The organism is Veillonella atypica (assembly GCF_041431435.1).
GTDB classification, from domain to species: Bacteria; Bacillota; Negativicutes; order Veillonellales; family Veillonellaceae; genus Veillonella; species Veillonella atypica.
On record NZ_JAPVXV010000002.1, the window covers coordinates 73,695 to 91,819 of the forward strand.

General features: G+C 34.4%; 16 protein-coding genes and 1 tRNA gene. 1 reads left to right on the forward strand and 16 read right to left on the reverse strand.

Features of this window, described 5'->3' with window-relative positions:
* Nucleotides 1–12: 12 nt before the first annotated feature.
* From O3598_RS03045 to O3598_RS03105, 13 genes are all read right to left on the reverse strand, one after another.
* Nucleotides 13–555 (reverse strand): hypothetical protein, encoded by a 543-nt coding sequence (locus O3598_RS03045; RefSeq protein WP_371442308.1) that lies wholly within the window; start codon nt 553–555, stop codon nt 13–15.
* A gap of 35 nt (nt 556–590) precedes the next feature.
* Complete coding sequence (locus O3598_RS03050; protein ID WP_371442309.1) at nt 591–1,271, reverse strand: hypothetical protein; 681 nt, start codon at nt 1,269–1,271, stop codon at nt 591–593.
* A 71-nt stretch (nt 1,272–1,342) separates the two neighbouring features.
* A complete protein-coding gene (locus O3598_RS03055; RefSeq protein ID WP_371442310.1) occupies nt 1,343–1,774 on the reverse strand; it encodes a hypothetical protein in 432 nt (143 codons plus the stop codon).
* Nucleotides 1,775–1,794: 20 nt separating this feature from the next.
* Nucleotides 1,795–2,610, reverse strand: coding sequence for a DUF2262 domain-containing protein (locus O3598_RS03060; RefSeq protein WP_371451716.1), 816 nt, complete (start codon nt 2,608–2,610; stop codon nt 1,795–1,797).
* A gap of 51 nt (nt 2,611–2,661) precedes the next feature.
* Entirely contained in the window at nt 2,662–3,492 is an 831-nt protein-coding gene (locus tag O3598_RS03065) for a DUF6630 family protein (RefSeq protein WP_371442312.1), read from the reverse strand.
* Nucleotides 3,493–3,629: 137 nt separating this feature from the next.
* A complete protein-coding gene (locus tag O3598_RS03070) occupies nt 3,630–4,841 on the reverse strand; it encodes an ATP-binding protein (RefSeq protein ID WP_302744670.1) in 1,212 nt (403 codons plus the stop codon).
* 244 nt (nt 4,842–5,085) lie between these two features.
* On the reverse strand, nt 5,086–6,123 hold the full coding sequence (gene mcrC, locus O3598_RS03075) for a 5-methylcytosine-specific restriction endonuclease system specificity protein McrC (protein ID WP_371442313.1): 1,038 nt from the start codon (nt 6,121–6,123) through the stop codon (nt 5,086–5,088).
* Nucleotides 6,120–8,300, reverse strand: coding sequence for a DUF8426 domain-containing protein (locus O3598_RS03080; RefSeq protein WP_371442314.1), 2,181 nt, complete (start codon nt 8,298–8,300; stop codon nt 6,120–6,122). The genes mcrC and O3598_RS03080 overlap by 4 nt, the downstream gene beginning before the upstream one ends.
* A gap of 149 nt (nt 8,301–8,449) precedes the next feature.
* Nucleotides 8,450–10,669 (reverse strand): AAA family ATPase, encoded by a 2,220-nt coding sequence (locus O3598_RS03085; protein ID WP_371451718.1) that lies wholly within the window; start codon nt 10,667–10,669, stop codon nt 8,450–8,452.
* Nucleotides 10,670–10,726: 57 nt separating this feature from the next.
* Complete coding sequence (locus O3598_RS03090; RefSeq protein ID WP_371442369.1) at nt 10,727–11,365, reverse strand: AbiTii domain-containing protein; 639 nt, start codon at nt 11,363–11,365, stop codon at nt 10,727–10,729.
* A gap of 11 nt (nt 11,366–11,376) precedes the next feature.
* Nucleotides 11,377–11,703: a hypothetical protein gene (locus O3598_RS03095; RefSeq protein WP_371442368.1), complete on the reverse strand. Its 327-nt coding sequence runs from the start codon at nt 11,701–11,703 to the stop codon at nt 11,377–11,379.
* 72 nt (nt 11,704–11,775) lie between these two features.
* Nucleotides 11,776–14,553 (reverse strand): DNA methyltransferase, encoded by a 2,778-nt coding sequence (locus tag O3598_RS03100; protein ID WP_371442367.1) that lies wholly within the window; start codon nt 14,551–14,553, stop codon nt 11,776–11,778.
* 188 nt (nt 14,554–14,741) lie between these two features.
* Nucleotides 14,742–14,818, reverse strand: a tRNA-Arg gene (locus tag O3598_RS03105).
* 104 nt (nt 14,819–14,922) lie between these two features.
* On the opposite strand from O3598_RS03105, the gene O3598_RS03110 reads away from it, so the two are divergent.
* On the forward strand, nt 14,923–15,804 hold the full coding sequence (locus O3598_RS03110) for a hypothetical protein (RefSeq protein ID WP_302943345.1): 882 nt from the start codon (nt 14,923–14,925) through the stop codon (nt 15,802–15,804).
* 128 nt (nt 15,805–15,932) lie between these two features.
* On the opposite strand, the gene O3598_RS03115 is transcribed toward O3598_RS03110, so the two are convergent.
* The 3 genes from O3598_RS03115 to O3598_RS03125 form a co-directional block, all read right to left on the reverse strand.
* Nucleotides 15,933–16,217 (reverse strand): hypothetical protein, encoded by a 285-nt coding sequence (locus O3598_RS03115; protein WP_005381175.1) that lies wholly within the window; start codon nt 16,215–16,217, stop codon nt 15,933–15,935.
* Nucleotides 16,218–16,307: 90 nt separating this feature from the next.
* Nucleotides 16,308–17,708, reverse strand: a complete 1,401-nt coding sequence (gene dinB / locus O3598_RS03120; protein WP_371442366.1) for a DNA polymerase IV — start codon at nt 17,706–17,708, stop codon at nt 16,308–16,310.
* Nucleotides 17,709–17,710: 2 nt separating this feature from the next.
* The gene (locus O3598_RS03125) at nt 17,711–18,055 is read right to left on the reverse strand and encodes an ArsR/SmtB family transcription factor (RefSeq protein WP_005377990.1); all 345 of its coding nucleotides are present in this window, start codon (nt 18,053–18,055) and stop codon (nt 17,711–17,713) included.
* Nucleotides 18,056–18,125: the final 70 nt, after the last annotated feature.

Sequence of the window (18,125 nt, forward strand, 5' to 3'; positions counted from 1 at the left end):
TAAGCAATACGTCTAGAAAAACAGATTTTGTGATTCTGTAACGGTTCCATCATCTTCATGGAAATAGCAAGCATATACAGGTTCACGATGCGCCGCATCATAGAATTTCTGTAAAACAGGTGAAAGTTTCATGTCTATGGGCATATGTAAAGCTTTCACAATGGGTTCCCAAAGTTCCATCGGCGAATAAGAGATAATATCCAACTGCTTATTCTGACCATATTCTTCAAGTGTTGCCGCATCAGCATACTTACTTGAGTCACAGTAATCATGCCAACAAATACTAAAAACGATCAAATGAAACAAATCTTCCATGCTTTCAGCGAGACGCCCTGCTTCGCCCTCACTACTCCAATAGCCAACAGAGCCATCCGCCAACAGATGATATTCACCACCAGAGCCATCTACTGCAAAGGCCTTACCCGCCAAAGAGAATGTGCATCGCCCTTCAGCAGTATCTCGTTCTTCCAACCCGTCTAATAGGCGGAAATCAAACAGCATGTCAAACTCTTCAGCTAGTTTAGCGTCATTTCGTAATGTTTCTAAATAGTCCATATTGATAACCTCTTATTCTATCGACTCATTACCGGTTATTTCATCGGACCATGAGCGGCAATAAAATCATCCTTACTCTTTTGTAGTTCTTTTTTAGCCACCATGTATTGTTTCAAGTCAATTTGTCCGTTCTCTTTTTGTTCAGCCAAGGTCTTTTCTTTATTTATGATTCTAATCCAGTCTAATTGTGTACTAAATTGAGTATTAACGCCTTCACTATTTTCTCGTAACGCAAGCAACGCAAAGACTTCATCCATGCCGAGATTAAACATGTCGCTTTCAAAATCGATAGGTTCAAAATAATAGCGAACCGTATCCGCACCAAATTCATCGTTTAATTTCGCCCATTCTGGGCCTGAAAGCACGGTAAAGCCGAGCGTATCGTTTCCAAGACTTTCGGCAAACCAACGCACCTCATAATCAGGCTGAACGAAATCGTTGAAATATTTGATGGTCACATCTCGATCTTGCTCATCACCGTAAGGAATTTGCAGTTCTTTATCGCCTTTTTGTAACACAATATCGTCACCATAAGCATTGCCATTACTAACCGTTTTAATATCGATAGGCTCATCCATCATGTCATTAAAATAGCGCACTACATCTTCATCGTACTCGCGCCAATCAATCCAGACGATAGCTTCGGAATCAAATAAATCATTTAGATCCATATCATTGGCAAAAAAGCTTCTTAATTCTTTATACAGATTTTCCATCGTCTCTCTCCTATGTATCACTTATTTTTTTAGGTAGTCTACAACACCCGTGACACCACTTTAATACAACTCTATAAGGTTTCATAAATCACATCTTGTTGAGCCGTAAAGTTTTCATCAAAAGAAACCAAAACATATAGATGTCCTGCTGGGAATTCACCTATATCATAACCTAGTGCAAATGCGTCGTAACAACCTGATTTATCCAACATTATATCCGTTAGTGTTAGCACAACAGACTCTTCTTGCGGTATTTCCTTTTGTATGATTTCCTGTGCTAATTGGTCTAATTTATCTAATTGAACATATAATTGTTCCCACATTGGTAGTGAAAGCACCTCAGCCTCAGTATAATCGGTGCAACTAATATTGAGGTTTTGAAAGGCTTGCGCTTCATTCTCTAAGCGATTAGTGCCAAATCGTCGAGATACGAAATAAACCCCATGCGGTTCTACAGTCCAGCTTTCAACATTCCACAATGTCATTAATTCCGATTTTCTCATTAGGACTCTCCATTAATTGATTATCCTGCAATATCCGCATGTACAGGATTCCCCTCCGCATCAATATTGGCTATGATGCAGTGTCCCCAGAAAATATCGTCATCGTCATAATAGACCTCTATGGTACCATCATTGCGGAACGCCAATTCGCCCATCATAATACGCTTGGCAAATATTTCTGCCGTAATCGGATCTTGGTCATCATTGTCGAGCCAATCATTAGCAAGATCTAATAAGGTCTCACTAATATAGGTACTAATTCGTTGTTCAAATGCTTTGAAATTATCGATTTTATTGAAAGCCGCCAACGCTACAGTACAGCTTTCATCAGAACCCTCGTCTACATCAAGGGTGAATGCATAATCATCAATTCTCGCTGTGTAATATTGATACTCTCGATTTAACAGGAAGTCACCCCTGTCAGTATGAAGGTATTTAGGGGTTTTCAAATACGCCGACAACGCCTCTAACTCGCTATGTTTAGCATGTTCCTCTAACACCTCGAGCACATAATAGCGATTATTCCAAGAGGGACGCATATAGCCTAAATCCTCTAAGGGCTTAGCTTTCTTAACTAACAATTTATAGACACCGTGTGGCTCAAAAGAATAGCCCCATCTATCATCAAGGCCCTCAATAATCCACGTCAAAATGCCTTCACTACGGTCAAGCACGCCCGTCCGAGTATCTAGGATAGCATCGGTAGACACCAGTGGTCTATGGTACTTTTCTAAATAAGGACTAGCCCCATTCGCATCACTACGCGGCAATGCATAGATTTCAAACACTTCCGGCTCAAACTCGGCTTCATATTCTGGTAGACGTACAATACTCATATGACTTTCTCCTACATTATAATCACACTACTCATCATAATTTCTGTTATATCATGAGCGTTCAGCTACATCGATTCTATGTAATAGTTCTTTTGCTAATTCTTGGGCTGTTTTGAATTCCTCATGTGAAAGCACCATAAGTACAAAGCTATCTGTTCCTATGTCCATATCTACTAACTTATGCGTTTTCCATGTGGCATTAATATGTGCACACCAGTCCATAATACATTGGTCTTCATCTAATCCTGCTGTATCAATAGTTAAATTTTCGCTAGTATCTAAAGACTTGTTACGTATTAACTTCTGCACATAATAAAGAAAATCCTCTAATTCAATTTTTAAAGATAGCTCTACAGCGCGACCTTTAGACTGTAGTTTCTCATAGAGGTTCCACCAGCTATCTTCTAAGTCTTCCATGGAGTTTAACTTTGCCTTAGTCATAAAAGAGTTAGCTTGTTTAGCATTGCCTAGCAATAGCGTTGCCAGCTCTGTAAATGTCGATTTCATCTGCTCTATATCTAGATACGCTACTTCTACACACAAACTACAATCAGGTACTCTGCGTTTTTTCACAAAAGCCCGCATCATCTTTACTGCGTCAGGATAACTTACATCAGCCATACGATAGGTCTTGCCATCTATATCTAAGAATAAATCTACTGCATCCTGCTTTTTACCTACACGTGCTTTCATGGCAGTACATCCATCGATGGCATGAGGTGGGTATAATTCTATATACATAATAAATCCATCATGTATGGCCTGTAAGGTATTATCTATTCCTACTATATTAAAACCGTTTCGATTATAATCGGGGCTCTTCAAACGCCATTCTTCGTAATTGTCGAATAATTTTTCTTGAATCCAATTGGAAAAACTCATAATGATGCACCTTTACTTAACAACTGTATACAAATATCCTATTTTATCTTATTATAGCATTATTTATAAATTAAATAGCATGATTTATAAGTATATTAAATAACAACATATAGATACAAAAATAGGGATGTGAATTATCACATCCCTAATAACCAGTCTAATACATTACATTGCTGAATTCCATTATAATTATGAGGTTTATAGAGCTCATCCATAGTGAGTAAAAATTTAGGATACTGATCTTTAACCGCTTCTAATGGTGCTAACTCTCTGTCTCTAGTAGTTGGATCCAATACACTTTCTGATACTTGGTAGTACTCTAATATGCCACCAGGCTTTTGAGCAACGAAATCTATTTCTCCCTTCGTTAATTGTCCAACATATACTGTATATCCTCGACGCCGCAACTCAAGGTATACAATATTTTCTAATACATGACCCCTATCACGATTAGTATCAGGTAGTAATAGTTGCCTAAAAGCCATATCCACTACATAATACTTGGGACGTAATCTTAATAATTCTTTGCCACGCACATCAAATCGCTCTGCATTATATAACAGTAAACTATCTTCTAAGCCCCTAAGATAACGTTCTACAGTTTTGTTATCTACCTTTCGACCTGCGCTTGTTAATGAATTCGCAATCTTTGTGGGGTTAATCAAACTACCAATATTGGCGAAAATATATCTTACAATACTTTCAAGTAATTTAATATCTGCAATTTTTAATCGATCAACAATATCTTTTAAAACAACGGTATTAAATAAACCTTGTAAATAATCCTGCCGACCTTGCCAATTTTCCGACATATGTAAAAGCCCTGGGAATGAGCCTTCACTTACATATTTTTCATATAAGACCATTCGTGAAAGCCCACTTTCACTATAGGCATCGACGTATTCCTTATAAGACAAGGGAAGCATCTCAATTTGTACATAGCGACCTGTGAGAAGTGTAGCCATATCAGAGGACATAAAATAAGCATTAGAACCTGTAATATATATATCAACATTATCTTGTACAAAGAAGTTATCTACTACACGCTCAAACGATGGTACATGCTGAATTTCATCGAGGAATAGATACATTTTTTTACTTGGAATAATCCGTTCATTAATGTATTCATATAAAGCCCGATAATCTCTTAGTTTATCATACTCCATCAACTCAAAATTAATATCAATAATTTGTTCGGCAGATACATTATCGGCTAATAACTCATCTTGAAACAGCTTAAACAACGTAGATTTACCACAACGCCGTATACCAGAAACAACCTTAATGATAGGTCTATCTTTATGTCTTCGAAGAAAATCTAAATAATATGGTCGCGATACTAATGACATGCACACGCCTCCTCGCCAAATGGGTTTTAAAACCTAATTCTATACCTATTATACCACTTCAAGGTTTCGAAACCTAATTTTTATATTTTATATCATAATTTAGGTTTTAAAGCCTAAATTCGATTATATCGCTATGCGAAATTTTTATAAAAATAAAAATAAGGCTGCAACTAGAATACGGTAAAACCACATTCTGTTACAGCCCCCTTTTATTTAAAATTCAAAGATTATTAAAATCGTATTATCAAATTATAATGCCAAAATGAGCACTAACAATTCTATTTAGTTGTGACGAAATTTCAGAAAATTCACAGTTCAAATCTAGTGTTTTAACACTTATCTTATTTCCACTCATCATATATGTATTATTGGGTTGAATTTCATCATCTGTCTGAGCATACAGTAACATGCCCGAAACCTCTGAATGATCTTTTAACTGATAGGATTTATTTTTGACATATGTAAAAATCTGATACAGATTATGTGAGTGTATCTTATGTGTATCATATCGTGTTTGGGTATTACTAGAATAATACTTAGCATCGATAATAAGCACTTTATCATTATAAGTAAGCATGATATCACTCTTCATAATAGGAAGCATATATACTTCACTATCATCAATTGCCCATTTTATTTCCGATGAACTAACTGATATCTGTGGGAAATGTCTACGGTAATACTCAAAAATAAATTTCTCATACAGATGATGCATTTGTTGTTCATCTATAAAATTCATTAATCGCTTAGAGCCATCAGAATTAGACTGTAATAAACCCTTAATAATCATATGACATATAGAAACTAGCATCTGATAGGTTCGATTATTACGATTATAATGCATATTCCAATTAATCTTATTGACATCAAGAGAGCTTACGTCGCTAAAATATACTAATAATCTACGAAGTTCCTTTTTTCGAGTTTTAGAAATATCTGATTGAATAAGTAATTCTAGAGTTGATTTGAGGATTCTATTCATATAGATATTTTCTGAAAAAATATCATAAGAGCAAACTAAGTGATTTTTATGTATACAATTAGTTTTTATAGATTCTGATAATTCGAAACGTCCACGAGGCGAGCATAAGGGTTCTGTTCTCTCTAAATAGCCCTTTCCAATTCCACGCTTGATCTGAATAGAAACACCTTTAGCTAAAACTGAAGATAACATTTCTAATACATTATCAAACTGTTCCACTGATACGCGCTTATAGCCTTGTGGGTTTAATGCTCGAAAAGCATAAGATAACATATAGTAAATATTTCGAATAGGTATCACTTAATTGCGCTCCTTAAATTATTACTCCATTCATTTACCATATCAGCATCGTCAAACCAATACTCACTTAAAAGAGGAATTATCTCAAAGTCAACAATTCTCGTAAGTGATGATTCAAATTCATGCGTTTCAAATTTATCTAAATCACAAAAATAACTATGTCCTATACAAAAACCTGAGCCTAAACTTTCATCTGATTTAATAGCTAGATTAAGCTGCTTAATACATTCTATAAGTTTATCAAATTTATCATTATTGATGGATTTTTGATAAGACTTAAAGCCATCGGACTCAAAAGCTGGTTTAAGATTAAAGAATGCAAATCGTCTTCTTAATGCATAATCTAGCATAGCTAAGCTACGGTCTGCAGTATTCATCATACCAATAATATAAAGGTTCTCTGGAATCGAGAACTTCTCATCTGCATAAAGTAGTTGTAAGGATACGCCTCTTTTATCACTTTCTAAAAGCATAAACAGTTCCCCGAATATTTTACTCAAATTACCTCGGTTAATTTCATCAATAATAAAGAAATAGTCATTATCACTATCAACTTCAGCCCTTTTGCAAAATTCATAAAATACACCGTGTTTAAGCTTAAAGCCATTTTCACAAGGGCGGAATCCCATTATAAAATCCTCATAGGAATAGCTTTGATGAAACTGTACCATCATGACACGATTAGGATCTTTTACTCCCATCATAGAATAAGCCAAACGTTTTGCAACAAAGGTTTTCCCCACACCAGGTGCACCTTGTAATATAATATTTTTCTTACTTTTAACAAGTGATACAAGTATATTATAAGTTTCATCATTCATATAGACAGAGTCAAGAAATCGGTCCTTATCATATGTAGGGTAACTTGTTTCTATCGTTTCAACATCATCCAACATATCACTATCAAAGAAGAGATTTAGCTGTTCAACATAATCTGTAAATGATGTAATATCAGTTAAAGTCTTCATAGGCGACTGTCTTGAGCATTTCCATTCACCCCGATCAGTCCACTCAACTTTACGTATATTTTTAAATTCTTTTCTTTGAGGATCATATATGTAATCTGACTTAACAACACCTCGACCGATAATTAGATGCATACCATTCTTCGCAAATACAATATCGCCTGGTTTCATTTCATTAGCGAATTCCCATGTAGCACATGCCGAATTAATATAGGAGCCAGAGGGGTCATAACACTCCTTCATTTTCTGCTTCATTTCACCTTTGCTATTATAGTCACGCAAATCCCCTATCGCATCCCAGCCTATAGCCATTATATTATTATCGTAACATTCATCCCAAATATTAGCACCTTCACCAGGAGAATAGATCCAATAATGTATTGTTTCTATATCATCATCAGCTAAAGCAGCCCCTTTAGCTCTAGCCTTGCTTTGTTTCTTTTCAGCACGTTTCAGCCGATTAACTTCCTCTGAGTATCTCCACGCCTCAAAACTTAACTCCATAAAGTTTTTAAATGTACTCTGTTCACTACTTAAAAAGGCCCTTAATTTATCAACTATTTCAAAATATTTAGATGCTGGAATTTTATCTCCACTAATAATTGGAAGATTATTAACTAAGTCAAGCGGCATCTTACCAGACTCATAAATGTACCATGTATTTCTTCTATCTAAATTTAGAAAATGAGTTGGTGCAATCCAGTATAACCCCATAGTAATCTTACTATTTCCATTGCCCTTCTTATTAATGGCTAAGTCAAAATACTGAGATAGAGTCCAAGCATTCTTTGAACTCGAATCATTAGCATACATAAGTGCAGATTCATAAAGCCCCCAAAGAGTATCTATATCGTCTTCATCTCGTTCATCAATAAAATAATAATAGGTAGCATTTTGATTATTTAATAATGGAATTCCATCAAATGATGTAGGTATAGGTGCTTTTATATCGAATAGATTAGCAACTGCAGAAATAATCTTATTTCGATTATCAACGGTCATAGAACTTTTATTAAATAAGCCAAAAATAGTGAACGGATCAATATCAACAAGGTGTTTATTCCGTTCTAAAGTTGGCATATCGATGCCTGTAAGCTCATAAATTTTCTCTACTTTTTCTATAAGAATTCCCCGATTATCCTTATATTGTAATAACGTATTAGCAAATTCATTATAAAAATCTACCCAATCAAATTGATTTATATTATTCATAATATAGTCTCCCTGATTATATATTCCCAAATCTAAAGCCAAAACAAAACTAGTACAACATAATTTATAGCTTTATTCCAATAAAATCCCTAATTTATATTTTTCAAAAGAAGAAATTAATATTTATCGTATCTTTCAACTTACTGTTATTAAACATTAAGAGCTTTTACTCTTGAATATAAATTTAATAATTCTTGAATATCCATATCTAGCAATGGTTCATACATAAAAGAGTTTAAATGAATATTTTCAGGTGTCATAATATTTACTTCATCTAGAATCTCGATAATTTCCTTCGACGCAAACTGTTTTACGACATAATATAGCTCTCTGGTTTGATTATTCGCATTATCAAGATAATTACAAAATTCATCAAATGATCCTGTATGTTCACTACGTCTTACATTCCACGTAATTGGTTCTAGTCTATTTTCTAATACATTAAACATAAATCGCTCTGCTTTATGTCTAATAGCTATCGCTAACAATAGCTTATACTCCAAATCACAATCACCTGTAGTTACTTCATCAGCTTCTTTATATAATGCTTCACATACTTTCCCTTCTAATTCGATATCTGATTCAAAGGCATCTATATTCAAATATCTATTATATATATCTAATAAATTATTAAAGATAATGTTATTTGTCTCATGTTTTATATGGAGTAAACTTGTCAAAAACAAATAGTCATTATTCTTAGAATAGTCTTTAACTGTATATTCAATTATATTTCTCACAAAAGGAATAAGTGCAAGCACATTAACTAAATTAGGATTATTCTTCCACGGTATAAATGGAGATTTTAGTTGATATTTTTCCTGGGTCAAAACTATTTTGTCACCCTCTATATTAGTATGTAACCTTGATGATCCACGCAGTGATAGCCGACTAGATATGGTTCTATAAAAGTCAAAATTATGAGAAAGAATTAATAAATAAAACTTATTATTTTGTGCAATCTCATACAAATACTCTACAATCGCATATTTATTTTTATAATCAAATGAATCTGCTATATCATCAATAATAAACACAATTTCACGGCCAGTGTTTTTTAGCATTTCTATATCAAAGATTATATTTAAAAGATATAATGCTCTTTTTTCACCTTGACTAAGTACATCAATATTTTCTAATCTACTTCTATCTAAACTAACACTTTTACCATTCTTTTTAAATGTAAACTCAATTTTAGGAATACTAGATCCTATTACTGTGCTTTTATAATTTTGAATAGACATCTTATATGGAAGGGTAAATCGTTCTTCAAAGATACGTAAAGCCTTACTCCATTGAGTATCTTCAAGACTAACTGTTCCTAGCTTATCTTCTAATAAATTATATTTACTTTCTAACTCTTGAAATATTGCTATATGTTTTTTTATATAAGAAATCCACAGCTGCGTCCTAAGAAAATCGAGTCTATCTATTTTAAGATATGGTATTATATGAGGATTATTTTCAATAATATCTCTCAAAACTATTCCCTTACTGTCATTCAATAGTTTCTCTATTTTTGTATAAGCATCTACTTTTTTTAGCTCTGATTCAATTTCATCAATCTTTCCTTTTAAATCATTAGAATTAGTAACTATATAATCTCCATCTAAAGTAATCTTATTCTCTTTTACAAAAAAATGATTGCTATCTAGTGACTTATTAATATTTTTTAATTTACCTAATGTAAAATTACCTTTATCCAAAAAAGTGAAAGAGCTATAGATTTCCTCATAAGACTCGCAAAATTCTTCAATAGAATCTTGAAATACTTGATTTGATATTTTCTTTAAGACGGACTCATCAAATATATCAGCATATAAAATATTTTCTAAATCAATTTCCAAATCGTCTAATAAATTTCTTACATTATTTAAATTTAAAAGTAACCCGTCTTGTGTTAACCCTAAACCTTCTATTAATTTGGACTCTAACTCATATATAATCTTCCCTTGTAAGGTTCTAGAAATCTTAACACCCGAAGCTTTTTCTAGTTTCTTAAAGAATAATTCTTGTAAACTAATTAGCTCGGAAATATTAGTTTTTATCTCTTCATTAACTAATAAAGAACTTATATTATTTGATTCATAAGAGTTTTCAAAACTTTTTATTACGAATATAGAAGTTTCATCTAGTGCCCCTTGATCTGTAGTAATCTCAATATGACCTTCTTCATCAAATATTTCATCTTTGATTTCAGATTCCTTGCCATTCTGTAACATTTTAAAGGTTTTAGCAAAAGATGTCTTCATAAGCCCATTTCTTGCGTATATTGCGAATACATTTGTGTTTGAATCTTTAAAATTAAATTTATAATCTAATGTATTGATACCATAACAATTAGATAACTTACATTGTAAAAATTCCATATAACTTCCCCTTAATAGTTTATTAATTATTACAATATATTGATTAATTTATTTCTACTATGCTTCCATATTCGAATCTATAGTTCCCTGCTGAATCTGAGAAGCCTCAACATTGCTGAAAAAATTATTAGTAAAATTATAAATATTAGGCGTTGATTTGGCTGTTTCAATCTCTGTTAGCGAAAATTCTATACCGTCTCCTACAATTCCAGCTGACTCTAAATCCAAAGCCCATGTTAATATCAAATTTTTAATAGTATCTAATATTTTATAAATAGAAGCACGAGATATGGCAACACCAAATCGCGTTGGTGGTCCCTCAAATATTTTAGAAAGTTCTTCATTTACATCAGCAGACAATCCAATAATTAAAGGATTGTCTCCAAAATCATATAATGATTTTAATTCAGCAATTGGTTGCATTAAGTATCTTAATAGTAAACTAGCCTCTAATTCTGGAGGTACCATAGCTGATATCCAACCATTATAATAGTCAAGACCTCTTAAATCTCCCTTAACAACTCTATAATTAGGTACATCATCAATATTAGTATATCCATGAAGCTCTTGATATATTATTTTACTAAAGTCATCCAAGCCCAATTTTTTCGATACTACATAAGCTTTTCTTAATAAAGACTCTATAGGAGCATCATCTCTTAAAGTTGCAATTATTAACTCTGAAATCAGACTCATATTATTCCCCACTATATTAGATTGATAAAATGTAATATTCCTTCACCGATAACGTTACCACTGGCACCAATTGCTATTGCCTGAAGTTTCTCTAAAACAGTCTGCTTAATAGATCTTTCTTTAAAGTCATCATTTTTCAAATTTAAAAGTAACTCTTTGAAGGTCTTACTATTCATTTCCCCATATAGACTGTTAAACTCAGATTCAAACTCTAATATTTTATCTATAGCATCTTTATTAATTGTAGAGTCTATATTCGTAATCGTTTGAGATGAATTAGTTGTATTTTGTTGTATCTGAATTATAGCTCCTTTAATTTTTAAAGACTTATCATTCATGATTATTTTTACCTCATAACTATACCCAACATAAGAAAAGTTCTATTTTACAAAATTAAACTCACTCTATTCTTAGACTAACGTTTGATATAATTTCATTAGTGCAGCTACGCATTCTTCTTCAGTCATTTGTAAATCAAATCCATATGCTTTCATAACAGCCTTATTATTTTCTCTATGTGCTTTTCGTAATTCACTAGGCATTGTTAATTCATCATATAAATCTGCAAAACTAGCATCAGGATACTTCTCTCGCGCTTTTAAAATTTCCTGTCCCGACCTAATTAATATAGTTCTATACTCTTCATCAAGCTCTGGCCATGGGAAATTATTAAAAACAATTTTTCCTGAATATCTATAATCACTTTTCAATCTTCCTCCAAAAGCACGCATCCACGCCATATGCACATTAGATGTTAATACAGCAAAATGGTATAGTTCAGCATCAGGCACAATTAAAACTAAATTAGTCGCTATTGTATTGGAATCTAAATAACCAATTGGAACATATCGTCTACGTTCAGAAGACACACTTGGAATAACTAAGTAATCTGTAACTGGTTGTCTAATATTAGTAAATAAATAAGGCATATCAGCCTTTTCTCTCGTCATTTTACTACTACTAGCTAATCGTAACGTTTTAACTGCTTCAAGACGTTTTATAATAGGTCTAATATTACGGTAAATACTGGGATTAACCTTTTCAAGCCATAAACAATAACGCTCTTTGTTATTTATAAACTCCGCTGCCCCTATGCAAGGGCGAATAACTGACTTTAAAATAGGATATTCAGCTTCTAATGAGTCTTTTTCTTCACGACTTAAAAGTAAGTTCCCCCCATCTGTAGGTTGGCTTCCTTTCATTATTTGTAGTGATATATTTAATGGTTTATTTCTAGACTCAATAAAGATATCCTCTGCATTTAGCAAATAAGCATTTATATTTTTACATGCTAACTTTGTACTACCCGTATATAAATATTTATCTATTCTAAGTTTCTTTGAAGCAAACCCAATAATAACACAATGTACGTTAGCTTGATTCTTTGTTTCACTACTCCATACGAAAGTCCTATAAGCAAATATTATTTGATTAAACTTCAAAATATCTTTCCATAATAAAGGAACTTGCTCACCTTGAGTAATACTATTTGTAGATACAAATGCACATTTAATATCTGTATTACAAATAAAATCGCTTGCAAGTTTGTACCAAATTGATACATAATCTAATTTACTTCGATTTTTAGATGTTTTAAAAACTAAATCCATATCCAATCGCTGAGAATCTGTCATATAATTAGTTCCTACAAAGGGCGGATTTCCTATGATATAAGAGAGTCTTTCTTTAGAAACAATAGATTGCCATTCTATTTGAGCAGAATTTCCTTCAAAAATATTTGAATACGATTTTAACGGTAAAAAATCCATTTCTTTATGAATAATAGCTTCGGTTTCTTTAAACATTTGTGCTTCAGCTATCCAAATAGCTGTTTTGGCTACAGACACAGCAAAATCATTAATTTCTATACCATAAAATTGTTGAATGCTAACCTTAATAGGATTAAATTCCTCTTCATCAAAACCTAATACCCCTGTACCTGACGAGTCCATAATAGTCTCTCTTAAAATATCATTCTCTAATCGACGTAATGATAAATATGATTCTGTTAAGAAGTTACCAGAACCCGCGGCAGGATCAAGAAACGTTAGAGACGCCATTTTATCTTGTAAAGCCTTTAGTAGTTGGATTTTCTTCTTACCATCTTTTCTAGACATAGCCTCTTTAAAATCATTCCTAAGCTCATCTAAGAATAACGGGTCGATTAACTTATGGATATTTTCGATACTGGTATAATGCATACCACCCTGACGTCTCTTTTCAGGGTTTAATGTACTCTCAAATATAGCACCAAAGATTGTTGGAGAAATTTCACTCCAATCAAAATTACATGCATCCTCTAATATCAAATTAACCGCGCCTTCTGAAAACTGAGGAATTTCAATAGGATCACTAAAAAGACTACCATTCACATAAGGGAATTCTAATAAAGTCTCACTTTCATATGGACTTCTATGAGCTTCTTCTGTGTCTAAAATACGGAATAAATCCATCAATGCATTTCTAACTTGATGGGGTTGAAAGTCTTGTAAATAATCATGAAATAAGCTCTTTTTACCAAATAGTCCAGAATCCTCTGCATATAAACAAAATACTAAACGTACACATAACTTATTAATATTATGTAATATGTCTTCTTCTGTTAATAAAGGATTAATTTTATATTGCTCCAATAACGAATCATATAGTCGAGCAACAAGCTCACCTGCGCCTTTGGAAATTTCCATCTCACGTTCTATATGACTACTTTTAACATCAACTAAAAAATTAAGTCTATAAAATTCAGTTCCTAATTTATGTAATTCTATAATTTCAACAGAATCATTAGGTCGTTCCATATCTAATACATGAAACTCTTTAAAATTACAACTTACAATCCATCGTGGACGTTCACTATAGGGTAATGCGGCCGCATAACGTTTAGCCTGTTCTGCGGGCGTTAAAAGTGTGCCATCAGATTGTCTAATTGGAGCATTAAGATCTTTTCCTAAACTTTTCTGCTCTATCATAGTATGTGTAGCCGGAATCATAGCATCAATGTAACTAGTATGACCTAACTGTACACGTTGCTCAAAACCAATAAAATCAGCAGGATTATTTACTCCGTATACGTTTTGAAGTAATTCCATCCAAAATCGTTGAGTGTCTTGCTTCTCATCCCCAATATTTTCCCATTTTTTAGCGAATTCTTTAGCTGCTTTCTCTTGCTGTTTTAATGTAAGTTGCATTTTATGCCCCCAAGGTCCCCTATACATATTGGCTATTAATATTAGAAAATCTAATTTACATACTTTTATATTATCATAAAAATAGGATTAATCACTATTATTCACCATGGATTCTATACTATCAAAGATTTCTTCAAACATAAAAAATAGGCATAAGACTAAACAGCCTTATGCCAAATCATTTTTATTGGTGCGCCTAGAGGGAATCGAACCCCCAACCTACAGTTTAGGAAACTGGCGCTCTGTCCGGTTGAGCTATAGACGCATGTATACTTTATTATATCGTTTTTAAATCTATCTACGCAAGAACTATGCTATAATACAGCTGTTGATAGTATTAAAGAGTTCTTATAAAAAGAGGTATATGTAATGAAACTATGTAAACGATCGATTATTACCAGTTCACTATTAGCTGTCTTAGCTATATCATCCGCATACGGGGCTACACCTGCGCAGCCAAGTGAAAGCACAGATACTGCTGTGGTTGATATGGATTACGCCAATATTCCAGAGTTAAGAAAATCAATTGAAAGCGCAACACCAGCCATAGTACAATCTACGCTTGATGCTTCTGAGGGAAAACCTACTAACGGTAAACCAATTTATTCGACAGTCACTATGTCTGGTAACCGTGTTGTATCCGTTAAAACTTATAAATCTAAAGAAGAACAAGAAAAGGCCATGTTAAAAGAGCGTCAACGTTTAGACAAGGTCACTGCAGAACGTCGCGCTAAACGGAAAAACGAAACACGAACAGATATGTTAAAAGGTTTAACGCCTATACCGTTCTATCCACCTGTTAACGAAACACGCGAATTACAAAGCGAAATGTTTTCTAGACCATTTGGCAGACAGCTTGATTTACGTTTAGTAGAGGCCTATACACAAGATTATGATAAGGCCAAACCTGGCGATATTTATGTCTATGCAGATTATGTAGACTACACATCTAAACAGCTATTAGGCGAAAAAGATGGTACTACTGCTATCTCAGCTATGATTCTACGTACAATCATGAGAAAAGATGAAAACAAAGCTTTCAGCATCGATGTAAATGCGTACTTCATAAATCCAACAACACATACTATTTCCATAAGTCGTTCTGAAGATGCAAAGGGCATCGATATCAAGAAAGACGAAAGAGCTGAGGCTGTATTTAAACTACTGTCACACCAATTGCAAGCTGGCGACCCACAGTATGAAATCGCTAAGCTTATGTATCAAGACCTAACAAATAAAAAATTTGATTAGCAATACTTAAATACACGCTTCATGACAAAGTTAATTTTCCACCTCCAATCTTTGGTAAAAAAACTATAGCCACAATAAGAAAACCCCTTCATAGCACCACCATGGCTACGAAGGGGTTCTCATGTTAATTACGCTGGGCGGCTCCAATCGACTTGTACGTCGATGGCACCCCACATGCGTGTAAGAGCTAGTTTGAAGTTTTCCAAGGATTCTAAAGGTTTTACTTGTACCCGTTCATATGTATCGAGACCTGTTGCATTCTCAATAGTATGTTCTTCATTCAAGTATGCACGGACCTTATCAATCCATTCTTGTTCTGGCAAATCTATCGTTACGATTTTTGTATCCGTATCGTAAGATAAAACCCCGTTGCTATTTACGCCATAATGAATGGCCACACGAAATATACTCATATTTATACCTCTCTTGCAGATAGTTTCATGCGTATACACATTTCTATACATATACATTGTATCATGAATGTTTCTATTCTTGAAAGAATTTTATTCTTCATTATCTAAATCCATTTCGGCCTTTAATTCCGACCGTTTTCGCCGTTCTCCACCATCGCCGTGAGCACGACGCCAAAGGGCTCCACTCATGATGGCCCCTTCACCAAATTTAGATGCCAACGAGTCTAGCACGGTTGAAAGCTTCTCATCTTTCTCGTCCATTTCAATGGAGAATAAATCGTCCTGTACAATTCCTTCTGTTGAAAGTCCACTAACCGTCACACCTAAGAGCCGAATTGGTTTGAGTGGCACATCGAGAACAGATGTATCAAATTGAGGTAATGGTGCGGCGCCCATCATCTCACGATTCTCCGTAATCGGTCTATCATTAGCGTTGTCAGTGAAAGTCTTAGCATCACGGCGATTCGATTGGCTAGTATTGCGAGCCTCCCGTTGTCTAGCATTGCTCCGTTCACGCATGAGTTTATTCCACAATAGTACTGATGTATCATAGATAATACGTTCTTGGTCCGTAGCAGAATCTAGTCGTTTCTGACGAGATACAGTTTTAAAATCATTGTATCGCACCTTAATGGACACAGTATGGCCCATCAATCCATATTTACGCAATCGTTTCGCTACGCGATTGGCAAAGTAATGAAGTTCTAAATCGATGACAGCCGGATCCGCGACATCGCTTTCATAGGTTTCCTCATTACCAACGGATTGGATTTGACGATCCGGTTCTACAGGCCGTTCATCGATGCCTCGTGCCAATTCCCAAATACGCCGTGCCTGATTGCCCACATAAGGCACTAACGATTTCTCATCCGACAAGGCCTGCACATCCTTTATCAAGGTAAAACCACCATCTTTAAGGCGACGTTCCGTGCTAGGGCCTACACCCCATATGCGTTTTATGGGCAAATTTGCAAGGCTTTCACATTCCTTACCATAAGGAATAACCACAAGCCCATCAGGCTTATCTAGGTCAGATGCCAGCTTAGCAAGGAATTTATTCGGAGCCAAGCCCGCCGAAATGATGAGCCCCGTTTCCTCAAACACGCGGTCCTTAATAGCACGGCCCAAAGCCTTGGGGCCTGTAAATTTATGGGTAATACCCGTAACATCCAAGAAGGCTTCATCCAGAGATAAGGGCTCAATGATAGGTGTAAATTCCTCCATCACCTTGTGAATGATCTGAGAAATCTCCTTGTAGCGAGCCATATTCGGATACACGTAGATGCCATGCGGACAAAGTTTTTTGGCCCGCGAAATGGGCATAGCCGAATGGACACCAAATTTTCGGGCCTCATAGGATGCAGTAGCCACTACGCCACGCGAAGAAAGACCACCCACGATAACGGGGTGGCCTTTATATTCAGGATGATCCAGTTGTTCTACGGATGCAAAGAAAGCATCCATATCAACATGCATAATCCAGCGTCTCATGATTACGCGTCTTTTTCGTGTTCATCAAGACGGCAGTATTTGATTTGTGCGCAAATGCATTCGTCTTTAGTTTTGTACAATTGTGGAATGATTTCCAAAATGTCACCAAATGTATCTTCATTGATGGAATAGCGAGTCCAAAGACCATTACGTTGAGAATTTACAACGCCAGCATCAATTAAGATTTTCATGTGGTAGCTCAATGTGGATTGAGATAAATTAAAACTTGCCAAAATATCTGCTGCACACAACTCATTACATGACAACATATCTATAATATGTAATCTTGTTTCATCACTGAGCGCTTTAAAAATCGTTGCCAAACGTTCATAGGAAACTTCAACCATAAGAAAAACTCCTCAATATACATCAAAAATTATCAATCTACTTTTATACTATTATATACTATTTTTATAA